22 protein-coding genes are annotated in these 22,382 nt (G+C 60.3%); 12 read left to right on the top strand and 10 right to left on the bottom strand.

Features of this window, described 5'->3' with window-relative positions:
• Positions 1 to 6: 6 nt before the first annotated feature.
• Positions 7 to 849 carry a MurR/RpiR family transcriptional regulator gene (locus HMPREF2760_RS12320; protein WP_070530512.1) on the top strand — a complete coding sequence of 281 codons (843 nt, stop codon included), beginning with the start codon at positions 7 to 9 and terminating at the stop codon, positions 847 to 849.
• Here HMPREF2760_RS12320 and HMPREF2760_RS12315 read toward each other — a convergent pair.
• The gene (locus HMPREF2760_RS12315) at positions 846 to 2,036 is read right to left on the bottom strand and encodes an amidohydrolase (RefSeq protein WP_070530515.1); all 1,191 of its coding nucleotides are present in this window, start codon (positions 2,034 to 2,036) and stop codon (positions 846 to 848) included. The genes HMPREF2760_RS12320 and HMPREF2760_RS12315 overlap by 4 nt on opposite strands.
• Positions 2,037 to 2,067: 31 nt before the next feature.
• Positions 2,068 to 3,153, bottom strand: coding sequence for a redox-regulated ATPase YchF (gene ychF / locus HMPREF2760_RS12310; protein WP_070597590.1), 1,086 nt, complete (start codon positions 3,151 to 3,153; stop codon positions 2,068 to 2,070).
• 47 nt (positions 3,154 to 3,200) lie between these two features.
• On the opposite strand from ychF, the gene HMPREF2760_RS12305 reads away from it, so the two are divergent.
• The 3 genes from HMPREF2760_RS12305 to HMPREF2760_RS12295 are packed head-to-tail and all read left to right on the top strand — an operon-like array spanning position 3,201 to position 6,574.
• Positions 3,201 to 4,688 carry an AI-2E family transporter gene (locus HMPREF2760_RS12305; RefSeq protein WP_070597588.1) on the top strand — a complete coding sequence of 496 codons (1,488 nt, stop codon included), beginning with the start codon at positions 3,201 to 3,203 and terminating at the stop codon, positions 4,686 to 4,688.
• Between the two features lie 36 nt (positions 4,689 to 4,724).
• Positions 4,725 to 5,795, top strand: a complete 1,071-nt coding sequence (locus HMPREF2760_RS12300; protein ID WP_070597615.1) for a DNA recombination protein RmuC — start codon at positions 4,725 to 4,727, stop codon at positions 5,793 to 5,795.
• A 35-nt stretch (positions 5,796 to 5,830) separates the two neighbouring features.
• On the top strand, positions 5,831 to 6,574 hold the full coding sequence (locus HMPREF2760_RS12295) for a DUF6542 domain-containing protein (RefSeq protein WP_246816501.1): 744 nt from the start codon (positions 5,831 to 5,833) through the stop codon (positions 6,572 to 6,574).
• On the opposite strand, the gene HMPREF2760_RS12290 is transcribed toward HMPREF2760_RS12295, so the two are convergent.
• Entirely contained in the window at positions 6,571 to 7,530 is a 960-nt protein-coding gene (locus HMPREF2760_RS12290; protein WP_180952102.1) for a 4-hydroxy-3-methylbut-2-enyl diphosphate reductase, read from the bottom strand. The genes HMPREF2760_RS12295 and HMPREF2760_RS12290 overlap by 4 nt on opposite strands.
• A gap of 142 nt (positions 7,531 to 7,672) precedes the next feature.
• Here HMPREF2760_RS12290 and xseA point away from each other — a divergent pair, with 142 nt between their 5' ends.
• Genes xseA through HMPREF2760_RS12275 form a run of 3 tightly spaced genes read left to right on the top strand, consistent with a single transcriptional unit; the run spans position 7,673 to position 9,595 of the window.
• Positions 7,673 to 8,914, top strand: coding sequence for an exodeoxyribonuclease VII large subunit (gene xseA / locus HMPREF2760_RS12285; protein WP_070597584.1), 1,242 nt, complete (start codon positions 7,673 to 7,675; stop codon positions 8,912 to 8,914).
• 39 nt (positions 8,915 to 8,953) lie between these two features.
• Positions 8,954 to 9,241 (top strand): exodeoxyribonuclease VII small subunit, encoded by a 288-nt coding sequence (locus HMPREF2760_RS12280; RefSeq protein ID WP_070597582.1) that lies wholly within the window; start codon positions 8,954 to 8,956, stop codon positions 9,239 to 9,241.
• Positions 9,242 to 9,595: a hypothetical protein gene (locus tag HMPREF2760_RS12275; RefSeq protein ID WP_070597580.1), complete on the top strand. Its 354-nt coding sequence runs from the start codon at positions 9,242 to 9,244 to the stop codon at positions 9,593 to 9,595.
• Between the two features lie 4 nt (positions 9,596 to 9,599).
• Here HMPREF2760_RS12275 and HMPREF2760_RS12270 read toward each other — a convergent pair whose 3' ends face one another.
• A complete protein-coding gene (locus HMPREF2760_RS12270) occupies positions 9,600 to 10,190 on the bottom strand; it encodes a DUF4245 domain-containing protein (RefSeq protein ID WP_070530527.1) in 591 nt (196 codons plus the stop codon).
• Between the two features lie 201 nt (positions 10,191 to 10,391).
• On the opposite strand from HMPREF2760_RS12270, the gene glpX reads away from it, so the two are divergent.
• The 4 genes from glpX to HMPREF2760_RS12250 all read left to right on the top strand — a co-directional run bounded on the left by glpX (position 10,392) and on the right by HMPREF2760_RS12250 (position 15,270).
• A complete protein-coding gene (glpX, locus tag HMPREF2760_RS12265; protein ID WP_070530529.1) occupies positions 10,392 to 11,411 on the top strand; it encodes a class II fructose-bisphosphatase in 1,020 nt (339 codons plus the stop codon).
• A 98-nt stretch (positions 11,412 to 11,509) separates the two neighbouring features.
• The gene (locus tag HMPREF2760_RS12260) at positions 11,510 to 12,910 is read left to right on the top strand and encodes a class II fumarate hydratase (RefSeq protein WP_070530531.1); all 1,401 of its coding nucleotides are present in this window, start codon (positions 11,510 to 11,512) and stop codon (positions 12,908 to 12,910) included.
• A 180-nt stretch (positions 12,911 to 13,090) separates the two neighbouring features.
• The gene (locus HMPREF2760_RS12255) at positions 13,091 to 13,702 is read left to right on the top strand and encodes a TetR/AcrR family transcriptional regulator (protein ID WP_180952101.1); all 612 of its coding nucleotides are present in this window, start codon (positions 13,091 to 13,093) and stop codon (positions 13,700 to 13,702) included.
• Positions 13,696 to 15,270, top strand: a complete 1,575-nt coding sequence (locus tag HMPREF2760_RS12250; protein WP_070597577.1) for an MDR family MFS transporter — start codon at positions 13,696 to 13,698, stop codon at positions 15,268 to 15,270. Before HMPREF2760_RS12255 ends, HMPREF2760_RS12250 begins: the two co-directional genes overlap by 7 nt.
• 150 nt (positions 15,271 to 15,420) lie before the next feature.
• Here HMPREF2760_RS12250 and HMPREF2760_RS12245 read toward each other — a convergent pair whose 3' ends face one another.
• From HMPREF2760_RS12245 to HMPREF2760_RS12225, 5 genes are all read right to left on the bottom strand, one after another.
• On the bottom strand, positions 15,421 to 16,557 hold the full coding sequence (locus tag HMPREF2760_RS12245) for a hypothetical protein (RefSeq protein ID WP_070597575.1): 1,137 nt from the start codon (positions 16,555 to 16,557) through the stop codon (positions 15,421 to 15,423).
• Positions 16,558 to 16,639: 82 nt separating this feature from the next.
• On the bottom strand, positions 16,640 to 17,215 hold the full coding sequence (locus HMPREF2760_RS12240) for a GNAT family N-acetyltransferase (RefSeq protein WP_070523963.1): 576 nt from the start codon (positions 17,213 to 17,215) through the stop codon (positions 16,640 to 16,642).
• 71 nt (positions 17,216 to 17,286) lie between these two features.
• On the bottom strand, positions 17,287 to 18,645 hold the full coding sequence (locus tag HMPREF2760_RS12235) for a PhoH family protein (RefSeq protein ID WP_070597574.1): 1,359 nt from the start codon (positions 18,643 to 18,645) through the stop codon (positions 17,287 to 17,289).
• A gap of 370 nt (positions 18,646 to 19,015) precedes the next feature.
• The gene (locus HMPREF2760_RS12230) at positions 19,016 to 19,678 is read right to left on the bottom strand and encodes an LGFP repeat-containing protein (RefSeq protein WP_070597572.1); all 663 of its coding nucleotides are present in this window, start codon (positions 19,676 to 19,678) and stop codon (positions 19,016 to 19,018) included.
• 127 nt (positions 19,679 to 19,805) lie between these two features.
• Positions 19,806 to 20,507: a LysR family transcriptional regulator substrate-binding protein gene (locus HMPREF2760_RS12225; RefSeq protein ID WP_070597570.1), complete on the bottom strand. Its 702-nt coding sequence runs from the start codon at positions 20,505 to 20,507 to the stop codon at positions 19,806 to 19,808.
• 98 nt (positions 20,508 to 20,605) lie between these two features.
• On the opposite strand from HMPREF2760_RS12225, the gene HMPREF2760_RS12220 reads away from it, so the two are divergent.
• Positions 20,606 to 20,926 (top strand): DUF5997 family protein, encoded by a 321-nt coding sequence (locus HMPREF2760_RS12220; protein WP_083299207.1) that lies wholly within the window; start codon positions 20,606 to 20,608, stop codon positions 20,924 to 20,926.
• On the opposite strand, the gene glyA is transcribed toward HMPREF2760_RS12220, so the two are convergent.
• Entirely contained in the window at positions 20,923 to 22,224 is a 1,302-nt protein-coding gene (glyA, locus tag HMPREF2760_RS12215; RefSeq protein ID WP_070523952.1) for a serine hydroxymethyltransferase, read from the bottom strand. The genes HMPREF2760_RS12220 and glyA overlap by 4 nt on opposite strands.
• Positions 22,225 to 22,382: the final 158 nt, after the last annotated feature.

The raw sequence follows: 22,382 nt of genomic DNA, 5'->3' as shown, positions 1-22,382 counted from the left end.
ACCCCTATGACTGATTCCGCCCCACTCTCCGCGCACATCACCACGCGCATGCCGAGCCTGCAGCCCATCGAACAACGCGTGGCCCAGGCAATCCTCGAAGACATGGACTTCGTCCTGCACGCCACTGCGGACCAGCTGGCGGCCAAGGTAGGCACGTCCCGTACCTCCGTCATCCGCACCGCGAAAGCGCTGGGCTACGACGGGTACCAGCAGTTGCGTGTGGCGCTCACGCAGGAGATTGCGCAGCGCCCCACCCCGCCGGCGGGTGCCGATTCCACCCACGTCGGCCGCATGAGTACCGAGATTGCCTCCTTCAGCAACTACCTGCATGGGCTTACTTCCCTGCTCAACGAGGATGAGCTAGCCGCGACAGTAGAGGCAGTAGCGCAGGCCAAGCGTGTTCTCCTCGTGGGCAATGGCCTCTCTGCTCCCTTGGCGCAGACCATGGCGCTGCGCCTCACAAGCATCGGGCGCCCAGCCGAGTTCGTGGCGGAGGCCATGGGCCAGCACATCGCGGCGACGCAACTAGACGCAGAGTGCGTGTGCCTCGTCGTTTCCGGTTCAGGGTCGACCACGCTCACGCTCAAAGCCGCGACCGCAGCCTTCGAGGCGGGCGCGAAGCTCATCGCGCTGACCTCGTTTACCTCCTCGCCCTTGGCGGAGCTCGCCTCCTACACGCTGGTCATCCCCTCCCCGGATGGGACATTTCGTGCAGAGCTGCAGGATGCCTCGCGCGTTGCTTTTCTGCTGGTGCTTGAAGCACTCGTGACGCTGGTGGATTCCCACCTCGATGATTCCGCGGCACGGCGCACGGTGCTCTCCGTGCTCCAATCGGCGATGGAAGATTAATTTCCCAGGTAGGCGTAGGCCGCGGCGATGAGCGCCTGCGTCGCGGTGCTGAGCGTCGGCTGCAACTCCGGAGCAAAACGCGGGTTGTGGTTAGGAATGGACGCGCCATCAGTACGCCCGCCAAAACCCCAGAAGCAATACGGAGTACCAAAGGCATCGGGGATCCTCGAGAAATCCTCCGATGCGGTCCACGGTTCCATGTCGAGGACGTTGTCGCTTCCGAGGACGTCGACAAGCTGCGCGCGCACCTTGTTCGTGACTTCCTCATCGTTGACAGTGAGCGGGTAATTATCGCTTTCGGTGATCTCCGGCTCACGTGGGGATATCGCTGCCTGGCACTCGGCGTTGACGATCCGGTGGATGGCCTCAACGATTTGCTCTCGAATCTCCTCGCTATAGGCGCGGACATTGATGCGCAGGGTGGCCGAATCCGGGATGATATTGGCCTTCGACCCCGCTTGCAGCGCGCCGACGGTCAGTACGGCGAACTGGTGAGGATCGACTTCGCGGGACACGACGGTCTGCAGCCGCAACACTATGGAGCTGGCCAAGACGACTGGATCGACGCTGAGGTGTGGCATCGAACCATGGGAACCGTGGCCATAAACGGTGACCGTGAGTGAGGTCGCTGTCGACAAGACCGGGCCGGGCGCAATCAGTACGGTGCCGGCCGGGGCGTTTTTATCAATAAAGATGTGCTGGCCAAAGGCCACGTCAGGCGTGGGGACTTTGCCGGTAAGTCCCGCGTCCACCATGGATTGTGCACCCTCCGCGGTTTCCTCGCCCGGTTGAAAGAGCGCGATGAAAGTACCGGACCACGCGTCAGTGGCCTTCGCCATCGCTTCCGTGGCACCAAGCAAGGCGGTCACGTGGGTGTCGTGGCCACAGGCGTGCATAACCTCGCCCGTGGCCGAGTAGTCCAAGCCAGTGTCTTCAGTGACGGGCAGGCCGTCGAAGTCAGCGCGTTCTAAAACGGTCGAACCCTCACCGTTGCGGAGGATGCCGACGACTCCCCCGCCGAGTTCAAGCACTTCAACCCCTGGAAACTCCCGGAGCTTGCCCGCGATGACGCCGCGGGTGCGCTCCTCCTCCATGCTGAGCTCAGGATGCTGGTGAAGGTCCTTGTACAGGGCTTCTTGCCACTGCGTGGCATGTGCTGCTCGGTCTAGGATGTGGGCGATACTCATGCCCACAGCCTACGCGCTATGAGCGCACGAGCTAGCCGCCGATCTTGAAATCGCAGACGTCGCCATCCTGCATGATGTATTCCTTACCCTCCTGGCGCACCTTGCCGGCGTTACGGGCTTCCGCCATGGAGCCAGCAGCATCAAGGTCGTCGAAGGAGACGATTTCTGCCTTGATGAACTTCTTCTCGAAGTCGGTGTGAATGACACCCGCGGCCTGCGGTGCCGCGGACCCCTGCCTGATGGTCCATGCGCGGGCTTCCTTCGGGCCAGCGGTCAGGTAGGTCTGCAGGCCGAGGGTGGCGAAGCCGGCCTTGGCCAACGTCGCCAAGCCTGGCTCTTCCTGGCCGACAGACTCCAGCAATTCCAGAGCCTCTGCCTCGTCGAGCTCAAGGAGCTCGGTTTCAGTCTGGGCATCGAGGAAGACGCACTCCGCCGGGGCTACGAGCTGGCGCAGCTCCTCCTTCTTGGCCTCATCGGTGAGGACAGCCTCGTCCGAGTTGAAGACATAGAGGAAGGGCTTCGCGGTCATGAGGTGCAGCTCGCGCAGGAGAGACAGGTCGATCTCGTTGCTCTTGGAAGCAGCGAAGAGGGTGCGGTCATCCTCCAAGATGGCCTGGGTCTTCTTGGTCTCTTCAACGGTTTCTGCCAGATCCTTGTTCTTGCGCGCTTCCTTTTCCAAGCGCGGCAGGGCCTTCTCGATGGTCTGGAGGTCCGCGAGGATGAGCTCGGTGTTGATGACCGAAATATCGTGTGCCGGGTTGACCTCGCCGTCGACGTGGATGACGTTCTCATCAGCGAAGGCACGCACTACCTGGCAAATGGCATCAGCTTCACGAATATTGGCGAGGAAGGCGTTACCCATGCCTTCACCCTTGGAAGCGCCTTCCACAATCCCGGCGATATCCACGAAGGACACGGTGGCCGGAAGGATACGTTCGGAGCTGAAGATTTCCGCGAGGCGGTTCAGGCGGGAATCGGGAAGCTCCACTAGTCCGACATTGGGCTCGATGGTGGCAAACGGGTAATTCGCCGCCAAGATGTCGGAACGGGTCAGGGCATTAAACAAAGTGGACTTGCCCACATTGGGCAGGCCGACGATTCCAAGTGTAAGACTCACGGGGCCAATCCTAACGCACCCCGGATCTTTTAAGGCAAGATGGTGGGGTGAGTTCTGATCAGCCATCCCCCAACGCCTCTTCCTCTGAGTTCGCCGCCGCTGAGGCAGCGCTCGGCGGGCGTTTCGATGACTCCGTCGATGCTGCTTCACTGAACGCAGTCTCGCCGCACCCGCCAGGCAACCAAGTGGATCGCTCCGTGGTGGTCGGCGAGGTCATCAAGTCCGCATCGCTGTGGGCACTGCGCCTGACCATTATTGGGCTATTCCTCTATGCCTCGTTCCGCATGCTGGGCAACTTCTGGCGTGGCATTTTGCCGGTTCTCATTGCGCTCATCATCTGCACCGTGCTTGCCCCTGTTGCGAGCGCCATGCGGCGCAAGGGGTTGCCGTCGGCCCTGGCTGCGGCAGTGACCATCCTCGTGTCTTTTACTGCGGTGGGCTCGCTTTTCATGTTCATTGCTCCGGACTTTGCACGGCAATCCCAAACGCTGTACCTGCAAACTGCGGAAGGCATTCAGCGCCTGCAGCTATGGGCACAGGGTCCACCGCTCAACCTCGATCCGGATGAGATCGGCCAATACATCGATGAGATCGCCCTGTGGCTGCAGCGCCAGGCCGGCTCAATTGCGGGTTCCGTGTTCACAGGAATTGGCACGGCGACCTCCATCGTGGTCACGCTCTTCATCATCGTGGTGCTGACCTTCTTCTTCCTTAAAGATGGCCACAACTTCCTCCCCTGGTTGCGCCAGGCCACGGGCCGCCGGACCGGCTGGCACCTCACCGAGTTGCTCACCCGTGTGTGGACCACGCTAGGCGGTTTCGTCCGGGCGCAGGCGGTGGTCTCGCTTGTCGACGCCATCTTTATCGGCCTCGGCCTCGCCCTCATCGGGGTGCCTTTGGCCATGGCGCTGGCCATCATCACCTTCATCGCCGGCTTTATCCCCTTCGTGGGCGCGATTGTGGCTGGTGCGCTATCCGTGACCATCGCGCTGGTCTCCTTGGGCTTTACCAAAGCACTGCTCGTTCTTGGCTTGGTCCTTTTAGTTCAGCAGCTTGAGGGCAACGTGCTCTCCCCGTGGCTGCAATCGAAGGCCATGAACCTGCACCCGGTCATCGTGTTGATCTCTGTGACTGTAGGTTCCGCGCTCTTCGGCCTCGTCGGCGGCTTCCTCGCCGTTCCGGCGGCGGCGACCATCGCGGTGGTCTACCGCTACTTCCAAGACATGATGATGCTCCAGTCCGGCGAAAGGACCGCCGAAGACTTGGAATTCTCAACGGTCGCCGGCTTCCTCATCGGGCGCTACACACAGCAGCAGGGCGACCGGAAGCGCGAACAATGGCTGTCCATCCCGGACCACGCCGCACCCGAAGGCGCTGCGGAAGATGTAGCCCACGACGGCACAAGCCCGTTGGACCAAAAGATCGATGTCGACGTTGACGCAGACTTCAGCGAACGAGATAGCGGTGCCCGCGCGGGAATCAAGCGAGCGATTGGCGCTCTCGAACAGATTTTGCAATCAAAAGACAAGAGCTAAGCCTCCATGTCCGGGGCGCGTGCCATGATGACAGGCATGACGTCTTCCCTTCCCGTAGTGCTCTTGTTCCTCGGCCTCATCATCGGGGCTGCTCTGGGCTGGCTGGCCCGCGCCTATTCCGCACAGTCCGCCCAGCCATCAGAGGAACACCGTGCACTTCAAGAGTCTCAACGCCGCCAAGCAGAACTCGCCCCTCTAGAGAAGGCCATGGACCGTTTGGGCCTCCAGCTCCAAGAAATCGAGGAGGATCGGGCGACATCGCTCGCAGCACTCAGCAGCCAAGTACAAGCGGTGACCCGCACGTCGACACGCCTGTCTGATCGCGCGGACAAGCTGGTCGGCGCACTGCGTTCCCCGAATGTTCGGGGACGCTGGGGCGAGGTGCAGCTCGAGCGCGTCGTCGAGCTCGGCGGTATGCGCAAGCACGTGGATTTTGATTCTCAGGTGAACGCCCGCATCAATGGCTCGCTCGTCCGCCCCGATCTGGTCATTCACTTGGCCGGCGGGCGCAGCATTATCGTGGACGCCAAGGTACCGCTCAGCGCCTACCTCGATGCGATGGAGACCGAAGACCCGGAGGAGCGGGCTGGATTCCTACGCCGCCATGCGCACCTCATGCGTTCCCACGTGCAGGCACTGGCGTCGAAGGACTATATCGAGGCCTTCTCCCCCACGCCACAATTTGTGATCCTCTTTGTCCCCGCTGACACCTTCGTGGACGCGGCCTTGTCTATCGACGCTGAATTGCTCGAGTTCGCCTTCGAGCGCAACATCGTCATCGCTACCCCGAGCACCCTTTTCGCGCTCTTGCGTACCGTTGCGGTGAGCTGGCAGCACGAAGAGATCTCGGATAAAGCCCGCGAGGTCCAGCGTCTGGGCCGCGAGCTGTACACCCGGCTCAACACTCTTAATGAGCACTACGACAAAGTGGGCCGCGGGCTGGAGCGCACGGTCGAGGCCTATAACGCAAGCCTGGCTAGTTTGGATTCGCGCGTTTCGGTCACTGCACGGCGGCTCAAAGAATTGGACGTCCCCGCCCGCGTCGACCGTCTGCCCGTGGAGCCGCGCCGTGTCGGTTCTTGGCCGCGGCGCGCCCAGAATGAATAACGGTTTGGCCAACATTCCCGGTAAGCTCTCTGGGCGTGTCAGTTGCCAAAAATCGTCGCCGCCCTCCCCGCCGCGGGATGCCGCTTACCCGAGCGCTTCTCCTCGGGCTCGTCGTAGCGCTCGTGGCTTTGACGGTCTCAGGAGTGCTTGGCAGCGTGGGTCTGCCGTTCGCCCTGATTTTTGGACTGGGATCGCTCGCCGTCACCTGGCTGGTTGAAACCCGCGGGCTCTACATGCTGGTAATTTCATTGCCCCTGCTCTACGCGCTGGGAACCGTGGGCGGTGGCTTCATCAGTTCCACGTCAGCCTTGCCAGAAGGCGCGTCGCCGTTTTCTAAGACCGCGCTTCTCACCACGGCATTCCCGCTGCTGCAGCACTTCCCCGTACTCATTGTCACAGTTATTGCCTGCGCACTACTCGCAGTCCTGCGACTGTGGCGCAGCGACAATCGAGCGAAGAGCCGTGAGGCTGAAGCCCAGGAAAAGCGCCGCACCGACGCAGCTTCCGACCTTCGAAACCGCTCCGAGCGTCTTTCCGTAGCCGAGCTCCTTGCTCGTGAAGCCACAGGCTCCGGCCGAGTCCGGGAGCGCGACCGCGAAGAACGCCGCCGTATTCAGGCCGAGGAGCGCGAACAGCGCAAACAAGCCTCCCCCGACGCAGATGAGCGGGAGGAATTCCGCCGTGCCGCCGCTGAATCGGCAGAGAATGCGCGGCGCGCACGGGAGCGCTCCCAGCGGTCCTCCCAGCCGCTGGAAGAGAATCTCTACGACGAGGATTAACGCGCGGTGCGTGCCGGACGCAGATCGCGCGGCAAGGAGAATGTGATGGTCTCCGTGGAGGTCGTCACCTGCTCAACGTCGTGGTAGCCACGCTCGTCCAGGAATTCCAGTACCTCACGGACCAGCAGTTCAGGCACGGATGCGCCACACGTCACACCGACGGTGTTCACGCCCTCCAGCCAAGCTTCTTCGATCTCCGAAGCGAAGTCTACGAGGTGCGAGGCCTTAGAGCCTGCTTCTAGGGCGACCTCGACGAGACGCTTTGAGTTGGAGGAATTCTGGGACCCGACGACGATCATGAGATCACACTTCGGGGCAATGGCCTTCACCGATTCCTGACGGTTCTGAGTAGCGTAGCAGATATCATCTGATGGCGGATTCTCCAGGTGTGGAAAGCGCTCACGCAGCTTATTGACGATCTGAATGGTTTCATCAACCGACAACGTGGTTTGCGACAACCAGATGAGTTTCTCATCGTGGAGGAAATCCGGCAGCTTGTCGACGCCGTCCAAGCCATCCACCAAGTGGGTAACCTCTGGGGCCTCACCGGCGGTGCCTTCGACCTCTTCGTGGCCCTCGTGGCCGACGAGCAAGATGTGATAGCCATCGCGCTCAAAGCGCTGTGCTTCCTTGTGCACCTTGGTCACCAGCGGGCACGTTGCGTCCAGCGTTAACTGCTTGCGTTCCTCCGCTTCCTTGCGCACCGTCGGCGCAATGCCGTGTGCAGAAAATACAAGGTGAGCGCCTTCAGGGGCTTCGGAAGCCTCCTCCACAAAGATGACACCACGCTTAGCCAGGGATTCAACAACGAAGCGGTTGTGCACGATTTGCTTGCGCACGTAGATAGGGGCGCCGTATTTCTCCAACGCCTTTTCCACTGTCTCAACAGCACGGTCCACGCCGGCGCAATAGCCGCGGGGAGCCGCCAGGAGCACCTTCTTTGCAGTTTCAGTCATGGCTCCCAGAGTATCGAAAGTCGCGCGCATACTGTAGTTACAGCTTGCCAGGCTCGACCGGTAGCACCAGATGTCCGGCACGCCTCTTACACTGGACGGAACATACCCGAGAGACTAGACCACTCAAGAGAAAGGACTGCGCGTGAACCAACCGGCCAATTCCGCGGAAACGCCGTGGCCCGTCGGCAAGGTCAATGACCAAGTCAAAGGCTGGATCGAGCGCCTCGGCTTCCTCTGGGTGGAGGGGCAGATCACCCAGCTGAACATGAAGCCAACATGGAAGCTCTCCTACATCACGTTGCGTGATGTCGAACAGGAAAAATCTGTTCAGCTGACATGCAACACCTCGCTCATCCGCAACGCCCCCTCACCGCTCAAGGATGGCGACCGCGTCGTGGTCTACGGCAAGCCCGCCTTCTACGCCGGACGCGGAAGTTTTTCCCTGTGGGTCACGGAGATCCGTCACGTCGGTATTGGTGACCTTCTTGCTCGGGTAGAGATGCTGCGCCAGCGGCTGCGTCAGGAGGGTCTGTGCGACGCTTCCCGTAAGCTGCCGCTTCCCTATCTACCGAAGAAGATTGGCCTCATTACCGGCCGCGGGTCCCATGCCGAGCGCGATGTGCTCTCCGTGGCGCAGGATCGTTGGCCAGCGGTTCAGTTCGAAGTCATTAACACTGCTGTCCAGGGAGCCACTGCCGTTACCCAGGTGATTGACGCGCTCCGGACTCTCGACGCGAACCCGGAAGTCGATGTCATCATCATCGCCCGCGGCGGTGGTTCGGTGGAAGATCTGCTTCCCTTCTCCGAGGAGGCGCTCCAGCGCGCTGTGGCAGACGCCCGCACCCCGGTTGTCTCCGCCATCGGACACGAACCGGACCACCCGGTGCTGGATGATATCGCCGATCTGCGCGCCGCCACGCCCACCGATGCGGCCAAGCGCGTTGTTCCTTCCGCCGCCGAAGAGTATGCGCTGATCTCTGAAGCCCGCTCGCGCATAGCGGCAGCGCTGCGCGGCTGGGTGGACAGGGAACGCCGCGGCCTCGAGAGCATCCGCTCCCGCCCGGTCCTCGCCGATCCCATGGTGCCAATCAACGCGCGCCGCGAGGAGCTTGAGCGCAACCTCGCGCTGATTCGCCGGGTAGTTACGCACCAGTTGGATCGCGAAGGTAACCAGGTAGCCTCGTTGCGTGCTCGCGTCTCAGCCTTGGGCCCCTCGGCCACACTTGAACGGGGCTACGCCATCGTTCAGGTGCTGCCTCGCGACGGTAGCGGACCAGAGGTTGTCACGAGCTATGCGCAGTCTCCCCCGGGATCGCAGCTGCGCATCCGCGTTGGCGATGGTTCAATTACCGCCGCCGCAATGGCCTCCCAGGCCGCAGATTAAAACGATTCATTAGAGCACAAGAGAAAAGGAATTGACCCCATGACTGACACAATTGGTGCCGGCCAACCCGGCCAGGACGCGTTCCCACCGGTAGAAGAACTGAGCTATGAACAAGCCCGCGATGAACTCATTGAGACCGTAAAGATCCTCGAACTGGGCCAGATGGGCTTGGACGAGTCTCTTAAATACTGGGAGCGCGGCGAGGCCCTAGCAAAAGCTTGCGAGGCGCACCTCGACGGCGCATCGAAGCGCGTAGAGGAAGCCCTCCGCAAGAATACCGAGGGCGCCGATAGCGCAACCGCCAATGCAGAAGCAGGAGAGGATTAAATGAAGATTTACGGCTACCCGGGGGATCGCGTCGATTTCGTCTCCAAGTCGGGCGGAGCGGGATCCATGGTCTTTGGAGATTCACGCCAGCTCGTCGAGGAGTTTTTCGGCCCGCCGCACACCGTGAGCGGAGAGGAAATCAGCTATTTCTCCGGCTCCATCGTCCTGCGTTTTAGCGCTGATAAGCTCATCGAAATTACCCTCTTCCCCGGCAAGTCCCAACACGAAAAGGTCGATGTCTACCTGGGCAAGACGCGCCTGAGTGGGCTCGACCCGGAGTCTCTCACCAGTGCCGCCGGCGATGCCGTCGAGGTGGAGTGGGATGAAACGCTTCAAAGCGTGACGTTCCGCTAACTATTTACTCGCTGACGACGCTGCCATCCTCAGCAATTTGGAGCGGCTCAGCTTCCGCGAAGGCGGTGAGGGCCGTCTCATAATCAGCGTCGGAGGCAGAGCCCGTAAGAACGAGGCGGGCATCACCCAAGTCAGTAATCCACAGTGGACGCACATCTTTATCGTCACTGCTCAGGATTTCCACGTCGTGGCCCGCCACCTCACGCCGCTCGGAGTTGCCACGATAGTTGGAGTCGTAGGCCGAGGGGACATCGCCAAGCGCCAACTGCGTCTGCGCCGATTCCACGTAGCCCTCCTCGGCGGTAAGCCAGCTCACCACGGCACCGGATTCGCCGCCCATCTCCTTGCGCCGTGCAGCCGTAGGCTGCCAGCCCTCCGGCATGACGGGCTCCCTGATGACGGCCCCGCTGCCGCGCGCCTCCATTTCCAGAAACGTAGCGGCATCCACGTTCTGCACGGGCCCCGGCTTTTCCGGGTTGATCGAGCACAGTCCCGTTGCGCCAACCGCCAGGAACATCATGATGAGGATGACGCCCACCGTCAGGGTGATATCGCGCGCGTCCTCAAAAATCTTTGGTTTATCTTCAGATGCCACCCGCCCAGTATGTCACGCCGCCTCCCGCACTCGCGACAGCGACCTCCCACCTGCCCTTTTGGCGGTCAACGCGGTTGAGACCCTCTTCTGGGGGAGGCATTCGGGCTTGGATACGAGGGAAAAGTGGAAGAATGGAATATGTATTCCGGGTTGTCCCCCACCCCGGGCCGAGCCACCTGAAAAGAAAGGGACTAATCACACATGTCTGATAACACGTCTTATATCCCCGATCGCAACCTAGCCATGGAGCTGGTGCGTGTCACTGAGGCAGCAGCACTCGCCTCGGGTCGCTGGGTTGGCCGTGGACAGAAGAATGAAGGTGACGGCGCCGCGGTGGATGCTATGCGCAAGCTCATCAACTCCGTAGAGATGGACGGCGTCGTCGTCATCGGTGAGGGCGAAAAGGATGAGGCCCCCATGCTGTTCAACGGAGAAAAAGTCGGCACCGGCCAGGGCGCAGAAATGGACATCGCCGTCGACCCGGTTGACGGCACCCGTCTTATGGCAGAAGGCCGCCCGAACGCTATTTCCGTCATCGCTGCTGCTGAGCGCGGCACCATGTATGACCCCTCCGCAGTGTTCTATATGAAGAAGATTGCTGTCGGCCCGGAGGCTGTTGGCTCAATCGATCTCAATGAGTCTGTGGAGTGGAACATCAAATCCGTGGCCAAGGCCAAGGGCATCAAGCCAGCTGACCTGACCGTCGTCGTACTCGACCGCCCGCGCCACGATGACCTTATCCGCCAGATCCGTGAGGCAGGCGCCAAGGTTCGCCTCATCATGGATGGTGACGTCGCCGGCGCCATCGCCACCTGCCAGGACACCAACTCCATCGATATGATGATGGGTATCGGTGGCACCCCAGAGGGCATCATCACCGCATGTGCCATGAAGTGTATGGGTGGTGAAATCCAAGGCAAGCTGTGGCCTAAAGATGAAGCAGAGGCAGAGAAGGCACGCAAGGCCGGACACGACCTTGATCGCGTCCTCACCACCAACGATCTGGTCTCTTCTGAAAACTGCTACTTCGCCGCAACCGGCGTTACCAATGGCGACATGCTCCGCGGCGTATCCTACCGCCCCAACGGCGCCACGACCCGTTCTCTGGTCATGCGCTCCAAGTCCGGCACGATCCGCTACGTCGACTCCATCCATAAGCTGGCTAAGCTGCAGGAATACTCCGTGGTGGACTACACCAACCCCCACGATAAGGAAAGCTAATCCACTTTCCTGCGAAGAGTGCTACGGTGGCCATCAATGCCGTGCCACGGCACACATAAAGAACTCTACAATTCTCATCTCACAGAAAAGGTGACTTCATGACTGAATACCGCATCGAACACGACACTATGGGCGAAGTCAAGGTTCCGGTCGATGCCCTGTGGCGTGCCCAAACCCAGCGCGCTGTGGAAAACTTCCCCATTTCTGGCCGTGGCCTTGAAGCTGCCCAGATCCGCGCACTCGGTCTTCTCAAGGCCGCCTGCGCTCAGGTGAATAAGGATTCCGGCAAGCTGGATGCGGAGAAGGCCGACGCTATCATTGCGGCAGCCACCGAGATTGCAGAAGGCAAGCACAACGATGCCTTCCCGATCGATGTCTTCCAGACCGGCTCCGGTACCTCTTCCAACATGAACACGAACGAGGTCATCGCTTCCATCGCCCACAACAATGGCGTGGAGATTCACCCGAATGACCACGTGAACATGGGCCAGTCCTCCAACGACACCTTCCCCACCGCAACCCATGTTGCGGCGACCGAGGCTGCCGTCAACGACCTCATCCCGGGCCTCAAGGTCCTCCACGAATCCCTCGTGGCTAAGGCCAAGGAATTCGCCGACATGGTCAAGTCCGGACGCACCCACCTGATGGACGCCACCCCGATCACCCTGGGCCAGGAGTTTGGCGGCTACGCTCGCCAGATCGAGCTCGGCATTGAGCGCATTGAGGCAACCCTGCCGCGCTTGGGTGAGCTGGCCATCGGCGGCACCGCAACCGGTACCGGCCTGAACACTTCCGCTGACTTCGGCGGCAAGGTTACCGAGGAGCTCAAGAAGCTCACCGGCGTCAAGGAGCTGTCTGAGGCCAAGAATCACTTTGAGGCCCAGGCCGCTCGCGACGCCTTGGTGGAGTTCTCCGGCGCCATGCGCACCGTGGCTGTCTCCCTCAACAAAATTGCCAACGACATCCGCCTCATGGGCTCCGGCCCGTTGACCGGTTTGTCCGAGATCCACTTGAAGGACCTGCAACCGGGCTCCTCCATCATGCCGGGCAAGGTCAACCCGGTTCTGTGTGAGGCAGCCACCATGGTCGCTGGCCAGGTTATCGGCAACGATGCAGCCGTTGCCTTCGGCGGCTCCAACGGCCACTTCGAGCTCAATGTCTACATCCCGATGATGGCTCGCAACGTTCTCGAGTCGGCCCGTCTGCTGGCCAACGTCTCCCGCGTTTTCGCTGAGAAGTGCGTTGACGGCATCGAGGCCAACGAGGAGCGCATGAAGAAGTTTGCGGAGTCCTCCACCTCCATCGTGACCCCGCTGAACTCCAAGATTGGCTACGAGAACGCAGCCAAGGCAGCTAAGCACGCACTGCACGAGAAGATCACTGTCCGCGAGGCAGTCATCGACCTCGGCTTCGTCGACGGAGAGAACCTCACTGAGGAGGAGCTCGATGAGCGCCTCAACGTTCTCACCATGACCAACCGCGACCGCGACAACTTCTAAGCTCGCTTTCGCGAACGCCGCCGCTCTCCTTCGGGAGGGCGGCCTTCGTCGTTTTCAACGCCCACGCTCAGCGTCATAGTAACCACCGTCATATTTTTAGATCTCCCTTTCAAAAATCACCCGAATTGCACTTGGTGCAAATTTGCACTGGGTGTACTGTTGCACTCTGTGCAAGAAGAAATGTCATTACGCGAGCAGAAGCGCCTCAAGACGCGCCTGCGAATCGAAGACGCCGCCACCCGTCTCGTGGATGAGCGTGGATTCGCCGACGTTACCGTCGAGGAAATCTGCGACGCAGCGGGGATTTCTCGGCGCACGTTTTTTAATTATTTTGATTCCAAAGACACTGCTGTGCTCGGTGCGCCGAGTCACGATTTCACCGAGGAACAGAAGAAGGCTTTCCTTAGCGCCCCTACGGATAGCGTTTTCAGGCTGGCGGTCGACCTAATTAAAGGACACCTCGTTGGCCAGCATGTCAACGAGGTCATCACTGAGCGTCGCCGTCGGATCTCTGGGGACAGCGATGCCGCAGCGGCGGCACTCAGCCGTAAGCGGGCCAAATCGAACGAGATCCTGGAGCTCATCACCGAGCGCCTTGACCAGGATGCTTCCTTGCGGCAGATGCCCGAGGTCACGGCTGAGACTGAGGCGATACTCATTGCCTTTGCTATCAGGGAAGCATTCTGGATAGCCACTGCGTCGCCAGATTTCAGCTGCGACATCCCCTTTGAGGAACGCTTCGAATCTGCGCTCACACTCATTAACAAATTTTCGAAAGGACTGACATGGTAGATACCGCGGCTAAGCCGGCCTCCCAGGCCGGCAGCGGCAAGCCGGATAACAACCTTGCCCTCGTATTCTCCGCCCTCGTGCTCACCATGCTGATGAGCTCTTTGGGCCAGATGATTTTCGCCACCGCGCTGCCCACCATCGTTGGCGAGCTCGGCGGCGTGGACCACATGAGCTGGGTCATCTCCGCCTTCTTGGTCATGATGACAATCGCCATGCCTATCTCCGGCAAGCTCGGTGACATGATGGGCCGCAAGTGGCTCTACATTGGCGGCATCGGCGTCTTCGTCATCGGTTCCACGCTCGGCGGCTTCGCTGATTCGATGAACCTGCTCATCATTGGCCGCGCCGTGCAGGGTTTCGGCGCTGGTTTCATGATGATTTCCTCCCAATCCATCATCGCGGAGGTCACCACCTCCCGTGAGCGCGGCAAGTTCATGGGCATCATGGGCGGCGTCTTTGGACTCTCCTCCGTCCTCGGCCCGGTCCTCGGTGGCTGGTTCACTGACGGCCCGGGCTGGCGCTGGGGCATGTGGATGAACATCCCGCTGGGTCTGCTCGCCATCATCGTATGCACCCTGGTCCTCCACCTACGCGTCGGCGATACCGACCTGCGCAAGTTTGACCTCCTCGGCGCCATCTTCATTTCCATCACCACCGCCTCCCTGATCCTTATGACGACCTGGGGCGGAACCCAATACGAGTGGTCCGACCCGATCATCATCGGCCTGGGCATCACCGTGGTCATCGGTGCCATCATCACCGTCTTCGTCGAATCCAAGGCCAAGGAGCCGCTCATCCCGGTGCAGCTGTTCAAGAACCGCAACATGGTTCTCACGACCGCTGCCGGCATGGTGCTGGGCCTGGCGATGTTCGGCGTGCTGGGCTACATGCCAACCTACCTGCAGATGGTTCACACTCTGACCCCGACCAAGGCGGGTCTCATGATGATCCCGATGATGGTCGGCATGATCGGAACCTCCACAGCCGTCGGTTTCATCATCGCCCGCACCGGTCACTACAAGCGCTACCCCATCATCGGCCTAGCAATCACTGCTGGTGCGCTGTTCTGGATGTCCAAGCTGACTGCAGACACCTCTCTGACCCAGCTCGGTGCAGAGTTCCTCGTCTTCGGCATCGGCCTTGGCTTCGTCATGCAGGTTCTGGTCCTCATTGTCCAGAACTCCTTCCCCATCGCCCTCGTCGGAACCGCGACTGCCGCAAATAACTTCTTCCGTCAGATCGGTTCCGCCATCGGCGCGTCCCTCGTCGGCTCCCTCTTCATCCACAACATGAAGGATGAAATGGCCGCCAACATGCCCGCTGCCATCAAGTCCATGGGTGCGGCAGGCAAGCCCTTCGCGGAGAAGTTTGCCAGCGCTAATGGTGGTTCTTCCAGCCTCACCCCGGCTCTGGTTGCTCAGCTGCCGGACCCCATCAAGGACGTTATCCTCAACGCTTACAACGACGGCCTAACCCCCGTCATCCTGCTGATGGTTCCTATGGCCATCATCGCGCTCCTCCTCATCCTCCCCGTCCGCGAGGAGCACCTCAAGGAGACGATTGATTAGAAGCCACTGCTTCGAGACAAGCTGGCGCTTGACGACGAGCAACGGTGGTCTGGGAGCTGGGATGTCCCCTCGGCGTAGAAACCGGGTGAAGTAAGAACGAATCCTCGCTACGAGCATTCACGTAGCGAGGATTTCTTATTGTCATGATGCTTAGCGCAAGATTCCCAACTGGCGTGCTACCTGGGCAGCCACGCCGATGAGCGCGAGCACGCCGGCGAGGATGCCCACGATGGCACCAATGTTCGTGCCGCCGGAGCTCAAGTCCCCGCCGAGGGACTTCTTGGTCACCTTCACGGTCTTGGTGATCTGGTTATCCGAGACCTTTGCCTGGCCATTGCGCAGAACATAGGTGTTAAAGGTGACGGTCGCGGTGCCCTCAGACTTTGCTGTGTAGGTTCCGTCCTCGTTGACTTCAAGGACCTCTGGGTCGCTACTGCTGGGCGCCGCCACCGGAACCCCCAGCTTCGCTCCCCAGAATCCATCGATGCGCAAACCCAGGCTTCCTTGGCTTCCGACCGAGGTGCCTCCCGTGGTCATCAGTTCAGCACGGTTTATAGCGCTTTCCGGCACGGCGATGGGGAATGCGTGGCGACCGGCCGTCAACCGCGCCGGTTCGGACGGCTTATCATCGGCCGAATAGAGACCAGCTGTCACTTCTCCGATTTGAGCCTGCGCAAACTTCACGTATTCAGGATTAAGAATCGTGTACAGGTGACCATTATTTGTTGACCATTGGCCGTTCTCTCGGACAAGGTAGTCCCACTCGCTGGGACCGCCGCTTCTGCTTGTAGACCACGATTCAACGGCATGTTCCATGTCCGTCGTGGTCAGGTTGTCCAACGTATTGTAATTGTCCAGGATTTCAGGAGTACGTGTGCCAACTGCGCGGCGATGATCAAACAAGAAGTTTCCCTCAGCAGCACGCTGCAAAACCGCGTGCTCGAGACCGCGGTCCCAGGAGATTGAATTCACATATGCGTCGCGGGTGCGGTAGCCAGCGGCACTAGCGGCCTGCTGCAGGGTTCCGCCGTTGAAGGGCAGATTGGTGTCCCAGGCTTTGCCGCGCAGCTCGCGAACTTGGCGGGTAACCAAGTCGATGTCGGACTGCATCACTGGCTCGGCAAAGACATAGGCCAGGGCGCCGTTAGGCTGATTGACGTCGAGAGCGGCCACGGGAACGGAACCAGCCGACGGATAGGTTGCTGCCGTGGCAACAGGTGCGGAGAAAGCACCCGCCGACACGGCTACGGCTGTAGTAAGGGCAAGGACAGAAGTGCGCAAGGACATGCTTCACCTTCTAAGCGAGGGGAAATGAGAACAGCTTTAATTCTATCCCCACTCATGCCCTTCCATTAGAAAAGCAGGATAATTACTTTCTCTTCTGGTTGGCTGCTGCCTTCTTCTCCTCGGGCTTCGGCAGAAGAAGCTCATACACGTCCGTATCACGCCACTGGCCGGCGAGCTCACCGTAGGTCATCTTTGCCATGTGGGAGTACGTGCCTACCTTGACGAAGCCGCGGGACTTGTGGAGGCCGGCGGAACCTTCGTTCTCCGGGAAGATCCACGAGTGGATAGCCCACTTATGCAGGTCGCGGCAGACCTCGATGAGCTGATCCAGCAAGGCGCCACCGATGCCCCTTCCCTGGGCTTCCTTGCTCAGGTAGATGGAATCCTCGACGACGCCGTGGAACACGGTGCGGGTAGACGCCTGCGCGGCGCACACCCAGCCGAGAACCTTTGAATCATCCTCCGCCTCAACAGCGACGAAAACTGACGCCATGATTTTGACGTTTTTGAACTCTTCAAAGGTCAACGAGCGGGTCTCGTAGGTAGCGTGGCCAGTGTTGAGGCCCTGCTCATAGATTTCTCGCATCTGCGGATAGTCCGCCGCATTGAAGGGACGGATGCGGAAATCCTTCTTCTTGTCTTTCGCGTTGTCGCTCATGGAACAATTATTACTGAGCACACGGCGTCAATGCCAAGCTGAGGGCAGAGAGATCGCCGCGCGCGAACGCGTTAGTTCTCCCCCTCCAACAGATCAGTGACCAGCTCTGCAATGGCAGAGCGCTCAGAGCGCTGCAGCGTGACGTGTGCAAAGAGCTCATGCCCTTTAAGTTTCTCAATGACTGCCTGCACGCCGTCGTGGCGGCCAACGCGCAAGTTATCGCGCTGAGCAACATCATGCGTCAGTACAACTCGGGAGCCCCGCCCCAAGCGCGACAGAACAGTCAGCAGCACATTGCGCTCAAGCGATTGGGCCTCATCGACGATGACGAAAGAATCATGCAGGCTGCGGCCGCGGATATGGGTCAACGGGAGAACCTCCAGCAATCCGCGGTCCTGGACTTCGTCCATGACGTTTTCGGATACCAGACCTTCCAGAGTGTCATAGACGGCCTGTGCCCATGGATTCATTTTTTCGCTTTCAGAGCCCGGCAGGTATCCCAGGGATTGCCCACCCACCGCATACATGGGGCGAAACACCACGATGCGACGGTGTTCGCCGCGCTCCAGCACTGCCTCCAAGCCAGCACACAACGCCAGCGCGGACTTACCAGTGCCCGCCCTGCCTCCGATGGACATGATTCCAACGGAGGGATCCAAGAGAAGGTCCAGGGCAACGCGCTGCTCAGCAGAGCGGCCTTGCAGGCCAAAGACATTCGCATCGCCGCGCACCAAGCGAACGGTGCCCTCAGCCGTCATCCGGCCCAGAGCGGACTGCCCGCCTGCCTGCAGCGTAATGCCACAGTGCACCGGCAGGTCCTCGACACGGGTGCCGGCGGTGGTCACGGATCCGTCGATAAGCACCTCGCCCTCCCCGTAGAGCTCATCGATGACCTCAGCGCTGGTCGGCACCGTAGCCATGCCGGTGTAACCGGTGAGCACGACGTCCTGCGCATGGTATTCATCCGCCTGCAGGCCCACAGCGCCAGCCTTGACACGCAATGGGACGTCCTTAGTCACCAGGACGGTGTCCTTGCCCTCATGCTGGAGATTCAGCGCGCAGGCCAGAATCCGGTGATCTCCCTCCGGCCCGCGAAAGGCCGCTGGCAACAAGGATTGATCCTGGTGGTTGAGTTCCACGCGCAAAGTCCCGCCCGCTGCATTTACGGGCAGGGGCTGGTCCAACGCCTCATAGGTAGCACGAAGGTCCTCCAAAAAGCGAAGAGCTTGGCGGGCAAACCAGCCAAGCTCCGGGTGATGACGTTTTCCTTCCAACTCAGAAATAACGACGATGGGCAGTACCACATCGTGTTCAGCAAACTTACGCAACGCCCAGGGATCTGAGAGAAGGACGGACGTATCGATGACATAGGTCTTGGTTGCCACAGCGGCCTCGTGCGGCTGTTCGGTGAGGACGGAAGGATTGGTCATAGCGGCAGGGTTCTCCCTTGTTATGCCCGCCCCAACTCATCGACCTGGGACGGCATGGTGAAGCTGGTGGTTTTCGAACGATCCGGAGACTGTTCTTAGCGTCCGGACACCGTCCACGCTAGAGAGCAAAGGTTGAAATTACATGGGTGCAAGATGAACAGTATTAAAACGACAATCACCAGCGTCACACCATCCCCATCAGGCTCTACGAGCCTGTCGTCTCTCCCCCACTCCCCCAACACTGCAGCTACATTCTTCGGCCCTGCACTTTCACGCGTTGACCGTGAAAAACGAAGAAGCTCCACACCGTGTTATCAGTGCGGAGCTTTGTCGCTTTAGCTCACAAGGCAGCGAGCCGTTTTATGAGCGCTTAGTTGATGGTGGCCTCGTACTCACCGGACTCACCCTGCATCCAGGAGATGGTGCCATTGGTGAACTCCTGTACCCAGCCGTTGCCCTCGGCCTGCTCCGGGCCAGTCGGCAGGCCAACCTTGCTCTCCAGGCCGCCTTCCTCGGTCCAGGTCTCTGCGATCTTGCCGATGATCGGCTGGGCGCCGTCACCCTCACCGAATGCCAGCAGCTTGTCCTTAGCAAAGGTAGCAACGCTTCCCTTGTCGGTGTTTTCAATGGATTCCGGATCACCCCACTCAGCAGCCTTCTCCTTGATGGCCTGAGCGAAATCAGAAGGAACCTCTACGTCACCATTGGCGGTAGACACGCTCTCCTTGTCGCCCTCAGCGCCGGAGCCATCCTTCGACTCGGCAGAGTCCGACTCAGAAGAATCGGCACCTTCGCTGCCTTCGGCTCCCTCAGAGCCCTCGGCCTCGGAAGAATCGGCGGACTCAGAGTCCTTCATGGAATCCTTTGCGTCCTTAGCGGCAGAACCGGCAGCATCGGTAGCGTCGGACGCAGCGGACTGAGCAGCGTCGCCAGCATCCTTAGCGGCATCCTCAGCGTCGGAACAAGCAACGACACCCAGGGACAGGGTGGCAGCGGCGATACCTGCAGCGAAACGACGAGTCATCTTCTTCATTTTCTTAAGCCTTTCTGTCTAGTTGAGCACTGTTCTAAGTACTTTTGTTGAGAACGAAGCCCACCGTAGGCATGGCCAGCACTTCCTGCCACCACAGAACCTATGATTTGACAACAAAGACGTTGCTTTATCTCCGTTTCCGCTGTTGAGAACCCCTATATCTTTTTGATAACGGTTTGGAAACCGAGCCTCTTTGAGGCTTTCCTTGGGACTTTCTGCGCGCTTGCTTAGCTTTTGCTTTGTCGCGTGCGCTGCGTTTCTGGGCGGAATTGCGAGAAGAATTCCGCGTCCTCCCCTTTGCAACCCCGACGAAGTCTTGGATCTCATCGCCGTCATCAGCCCGGCGCCACACCAGTGCAATCACTGTGCGCGCCACAGTGGGGTCCTCCAAGCCCAGTGCCACGACCTGCTTCTTACTCAGCACCTTCAACAAAGGCCGCGGCGCGATGGCTACGCCCACGTTGGCTGCCACGACCTGCAAAGCGGTGCGCAGCGCCGGCACATCGACGCTGCCATCCTGCGCAATCCGGTAATTCACTATTTCTTCGGCAACATCCTCCGGCGTGACGTCCTCCCCAACCTCCGCGTAGACAGAATCTTTCGGAACGGCGATGCCGGGTGCTTCCTCATAGAGCTGGACGACGTGGAAGCTGTCATCAACCCGCGAATCCGGCAAGCGGGTCAGCGCTAGATCTGCCTCATGAGCAAGAAGAACGTCCATCGCGTCATCGGCGTCGACGGTTACCAGGGACTCTGGAGAGTGAGAATCACGGTAGCGACGAAACCATTTGCCGGGTTCTGTGCCAGTGGAAAAGACAAGGCGGAGCATGCACCTCATACTACGGTGCTGCTAGCGTTGTGAGCGTGACTGATACCCCGAATAGTGAAACCCCAGCCAACGAAACCCAGCAGCCTTCCGGCACCGCCATGCGTGCACAAACCGCAGCGAAGAAGTTGGGCATCTACCTGCCGGCCGCCCCGGAGGAGTTTCAAGCCAACGCGGTAACCCACGCGCAGCTGCGCGACTTACAGGAGAACCCGCCGGAGTGGCTCGCTACCCTACGCCGCGAGGGCCCCCACCCGCGCCCGGTCGTGGCACAAAAGCTGGGAATCTCCGTGACCGCGCTGAAGAAGAACGAGATGGACCGCCCTCTCACCACCGCGGAAATTAAAGAGCTCCTCAGCGCGATGCCCGAGTGGCTCGAAGCCGCCCGGAAAGCCCACGCTGAAGAGCGCAAGGAAGCTTAGACCAGCTTCCAGTCCTCAAGGCCGTCGTAGAGCGGGAAGTCCGCGGCGACCTTCTCAACGCGGGCGCGCAGCTTGGCGACGTCCGCGTTCTTACCGTTTGCCAGTGCAGTACCGATAACGTCGGCAACCTCGGTGAAGGCCGCCGTGTCGAGGCCGCGGGTAGCCAGGGCCGGGGTACCAATGCGCAGGCCGGAGGTGACCATCGGCGGGCGCGGATCGTTCGGCACCGCATTGCGGTTCACGGTGATGCCAACCTCGTGGAGGAGGTCCTCCGCCTGCTGGCCATCGAGCTCGGAGTTACGCAGGTCCGCTAGGACAAGATGCACGTCGGTGCCGCCAGTGAGGACGTCGACGCCCGCCTTGGTGCAATCCTCGGCAGTCAGACGCTCAGCCAGAATGCGCGCGCCTTCCAGGGTGCGCTCCTGACGCTCCTTGAACTCCTCGGTGGCCGCGATCTTCAGCGCAATAGCCTTCGCCGCGATGACGTGCATGAGCGGTCCGCCCTGCTGCCCCGGGAAGACGTTGGAGTTGATCTTCTTGGCAAAATCCTGCTTGGCCAGGATGAGACCGGAACGAGGGCCGCCCAGTGTCTTGTGCACGGTAGAAGACACGACATCGGAGTGCGGCACCGGGGAGGGGTGCAGCCCAGCTGCCACGAGGCCCGCGAAGTGCGCCATATCCGTCCACAGGTACGCACCAACCTCATCCGCGATGGAGCGGAAAGCCTCGAAATCAATGGTGCGCGGGTAAGCGGACCAACCAGCAATGATCACCTGCGGCTTCTCAGCCAGAGCCTGCTCGCGCACCTTATCCATGTCAAGGCGCATGGTCTCCGGGTCAACTTCGTACGCGGCGACGTCGTAAAGCTTGCCGGAGAAGTTCAGCTTCATGCCGTGGGTCAGGTGCCCACCATGAGCCAAGGACAGGCCCATGATCTTGTCACCCGGCTGGATCAGCGACGCCAGCACAGCAGCATTAGCCTGGGCGCCGGAGTGGGGCTGGACGTTGGCAAAATCAGCGCCGAAAAGCGCCTTGGCACGATCACGAGCCAGATCTTCTACGATGTCAACGTGCTCGCAGCCGCCGTAGTAGCGGCGCCCCGGGTAGCCCTCGGCATACTTGTTGGTCAGAACAGAGCCCTGCGCCTGCAGAACCGCGCGGGGGACGAAGTTTTCCGACGCGATCATCTCGAGGGTATCGCGCTGACGAGCAATCTCACCGTTAATAGCAGCAAAGACCTCGGGGTCGAGATCGCGCATCTCCTGGTAGCGCACGTCTGAATTGTTCGTAGTGGTCATGAAAGCGTGATGTCCCTTCGTAGAGATGGTCAATAAAGCCCGCGGCGCCCGCCCGCGGCACGACACCACCGGCTCTGCAATCGCCGAAGCTAGTTCTACATCCTAACGCCCGCATCCCCCGCGTGGGGGCCTCCGAGAATCTTTTCATTCGGGGCGAT

It is taken from the genome of Corynebacterium sp. HMSC065D07 (assembly GCF_001810695.1).
In the GTDB taxonomy this organism is placed as follows: Bacteria; Actinomycetota; Actinomycetes; order Mycobacteriales; family Mycobacteriaceae; genus Corynebacterium; species Corynebacterium hesseae.
Note: the sequence above shows the minus strand (reverse complement) of the source record. Positions and strands in the feature narration are given on the sequence as shown.

Bases quoted from the DNA above. Each gene is read 5' to 3' on its own strand.
- HMPREF2760_RS12320 (WP_070530512.1), top strand. From the start codon at position 7: ATGACTGATTCCGCCCCACTCTCCGCGCACATCACCACGCGCATGCCG.
- HMPREF2760_RS12315 (WP_070530515.1), bottom strand. From the start codon at position 2,036: ATGAGTATCGCCCACATCCTAGACCGAGCAGCACATGCCACGCAGTGG.
- HMPREF2760_RS12300 (WP_070597615.1), top strand. From the start codon at position 4,725: ATGACGTCTTCCCTTCCCGTAGTGCTCTTGTTCCTCGGCCTCATCATC.
- HMPREF2760_RS12290 (WP_180952102.1), bottom strand. From the start codon at position 7,530: ATGACTGAAACTGCAAAGAAGGTGCTCCTGGCGGCTCCCCGCGGCTAT.
- HMPREF2760_RS12280 (WP_070597582.1), top strand. From the start codon at position 8,954: ATGACTGACACAATTGGTGCCGGCCAACCCGGCCAGGACGCGTTCCCA.
- HMPREF2760_RS12275 (WP_070597580.1), top strand. From the start codon at position 9,242: ATGAAGATTTACGGCTACCCGGGGGATCGCGTCGATTTCGTCTCCAAG.
- glpX (WP_070530529.1), top strand. From the start codon at position 10,392: ATGTCTGATAACACGTCTTATATCCCCGATCGCAACCTAGCCATGGAG.
- HMPREF2760_RS12260 (WP_070530531.1), top strand. From the start codon at position 11,510: ATGACTGAATACCGCATCGAACACGACACTATGGGCGAAGTCAAGGTT.
- HMPREF2760_RS12255 (WP_180952101.1), top strand. From the start codon at position 13,091: ATGTCATTACGCGAGCAGAAGCGCCTCAAGACGCGCCTGCGAATCGAA.
- HMPREF2760_RS12250 (WP_070597577.1), top strand. From the start codon at position 13,696: ATGGTAGATACCGCGGCTAAGCCGGCCTCCCAGGCCGGCAGCGGCAAG.
- HMPREF2760_RS12245 (WP_070597575.1), bottom strand. From the start codon at position 16,557: ATGTCCTTGCGCACTTCTGTCCTTGCCCTTACTACAGCCGTAGCCGTG.
- HMPREF2760_RS12240 (WP_070523963.1), bottom strand. From the start codon at position 17,215: ATGAGCGACAACGCGAAAGACAAGAAGAAGGATTTCCGCATCCGTCCC.
- HMPREF2760_RS12235 (WP_070597574.1), bottom strand. From the start codon at position 18,645: ATGACCAATCCTTCCGTCCTCACCGAACAGCCGCACGAGGCCGCTGTG.
- HMPREF2760_RS12230 (WP_070597572.1), bottom strand. From the start codon at position 19,678: ATGAAGAAGATGACTCGTCGTTTCGCTGCAGGTATCGCCGCTGCCACC.
- HMPREF2760_RS12225 (WP_070597570.1), bottom strand. From the start codon at position 20,507: ATGCTCCGCCTTGTCTTTTCCACTGGCACAGAACCCGGCAAATGGTTT.
- HMPREF2760_RS12220 (WP_083299207.1), top strand. From the start codon at position 20,606: ATGCGTGCACAAACCGCAGCGAAGAAGTTGGGCATCTACCTGCCGGCC.
- glyA (WP_070523952.1), bottom strand. From the start codon at position 22,224: ATGACCACTACGAACAATTCAGACGTGCGCTACCAGGAGATGCGCGAT.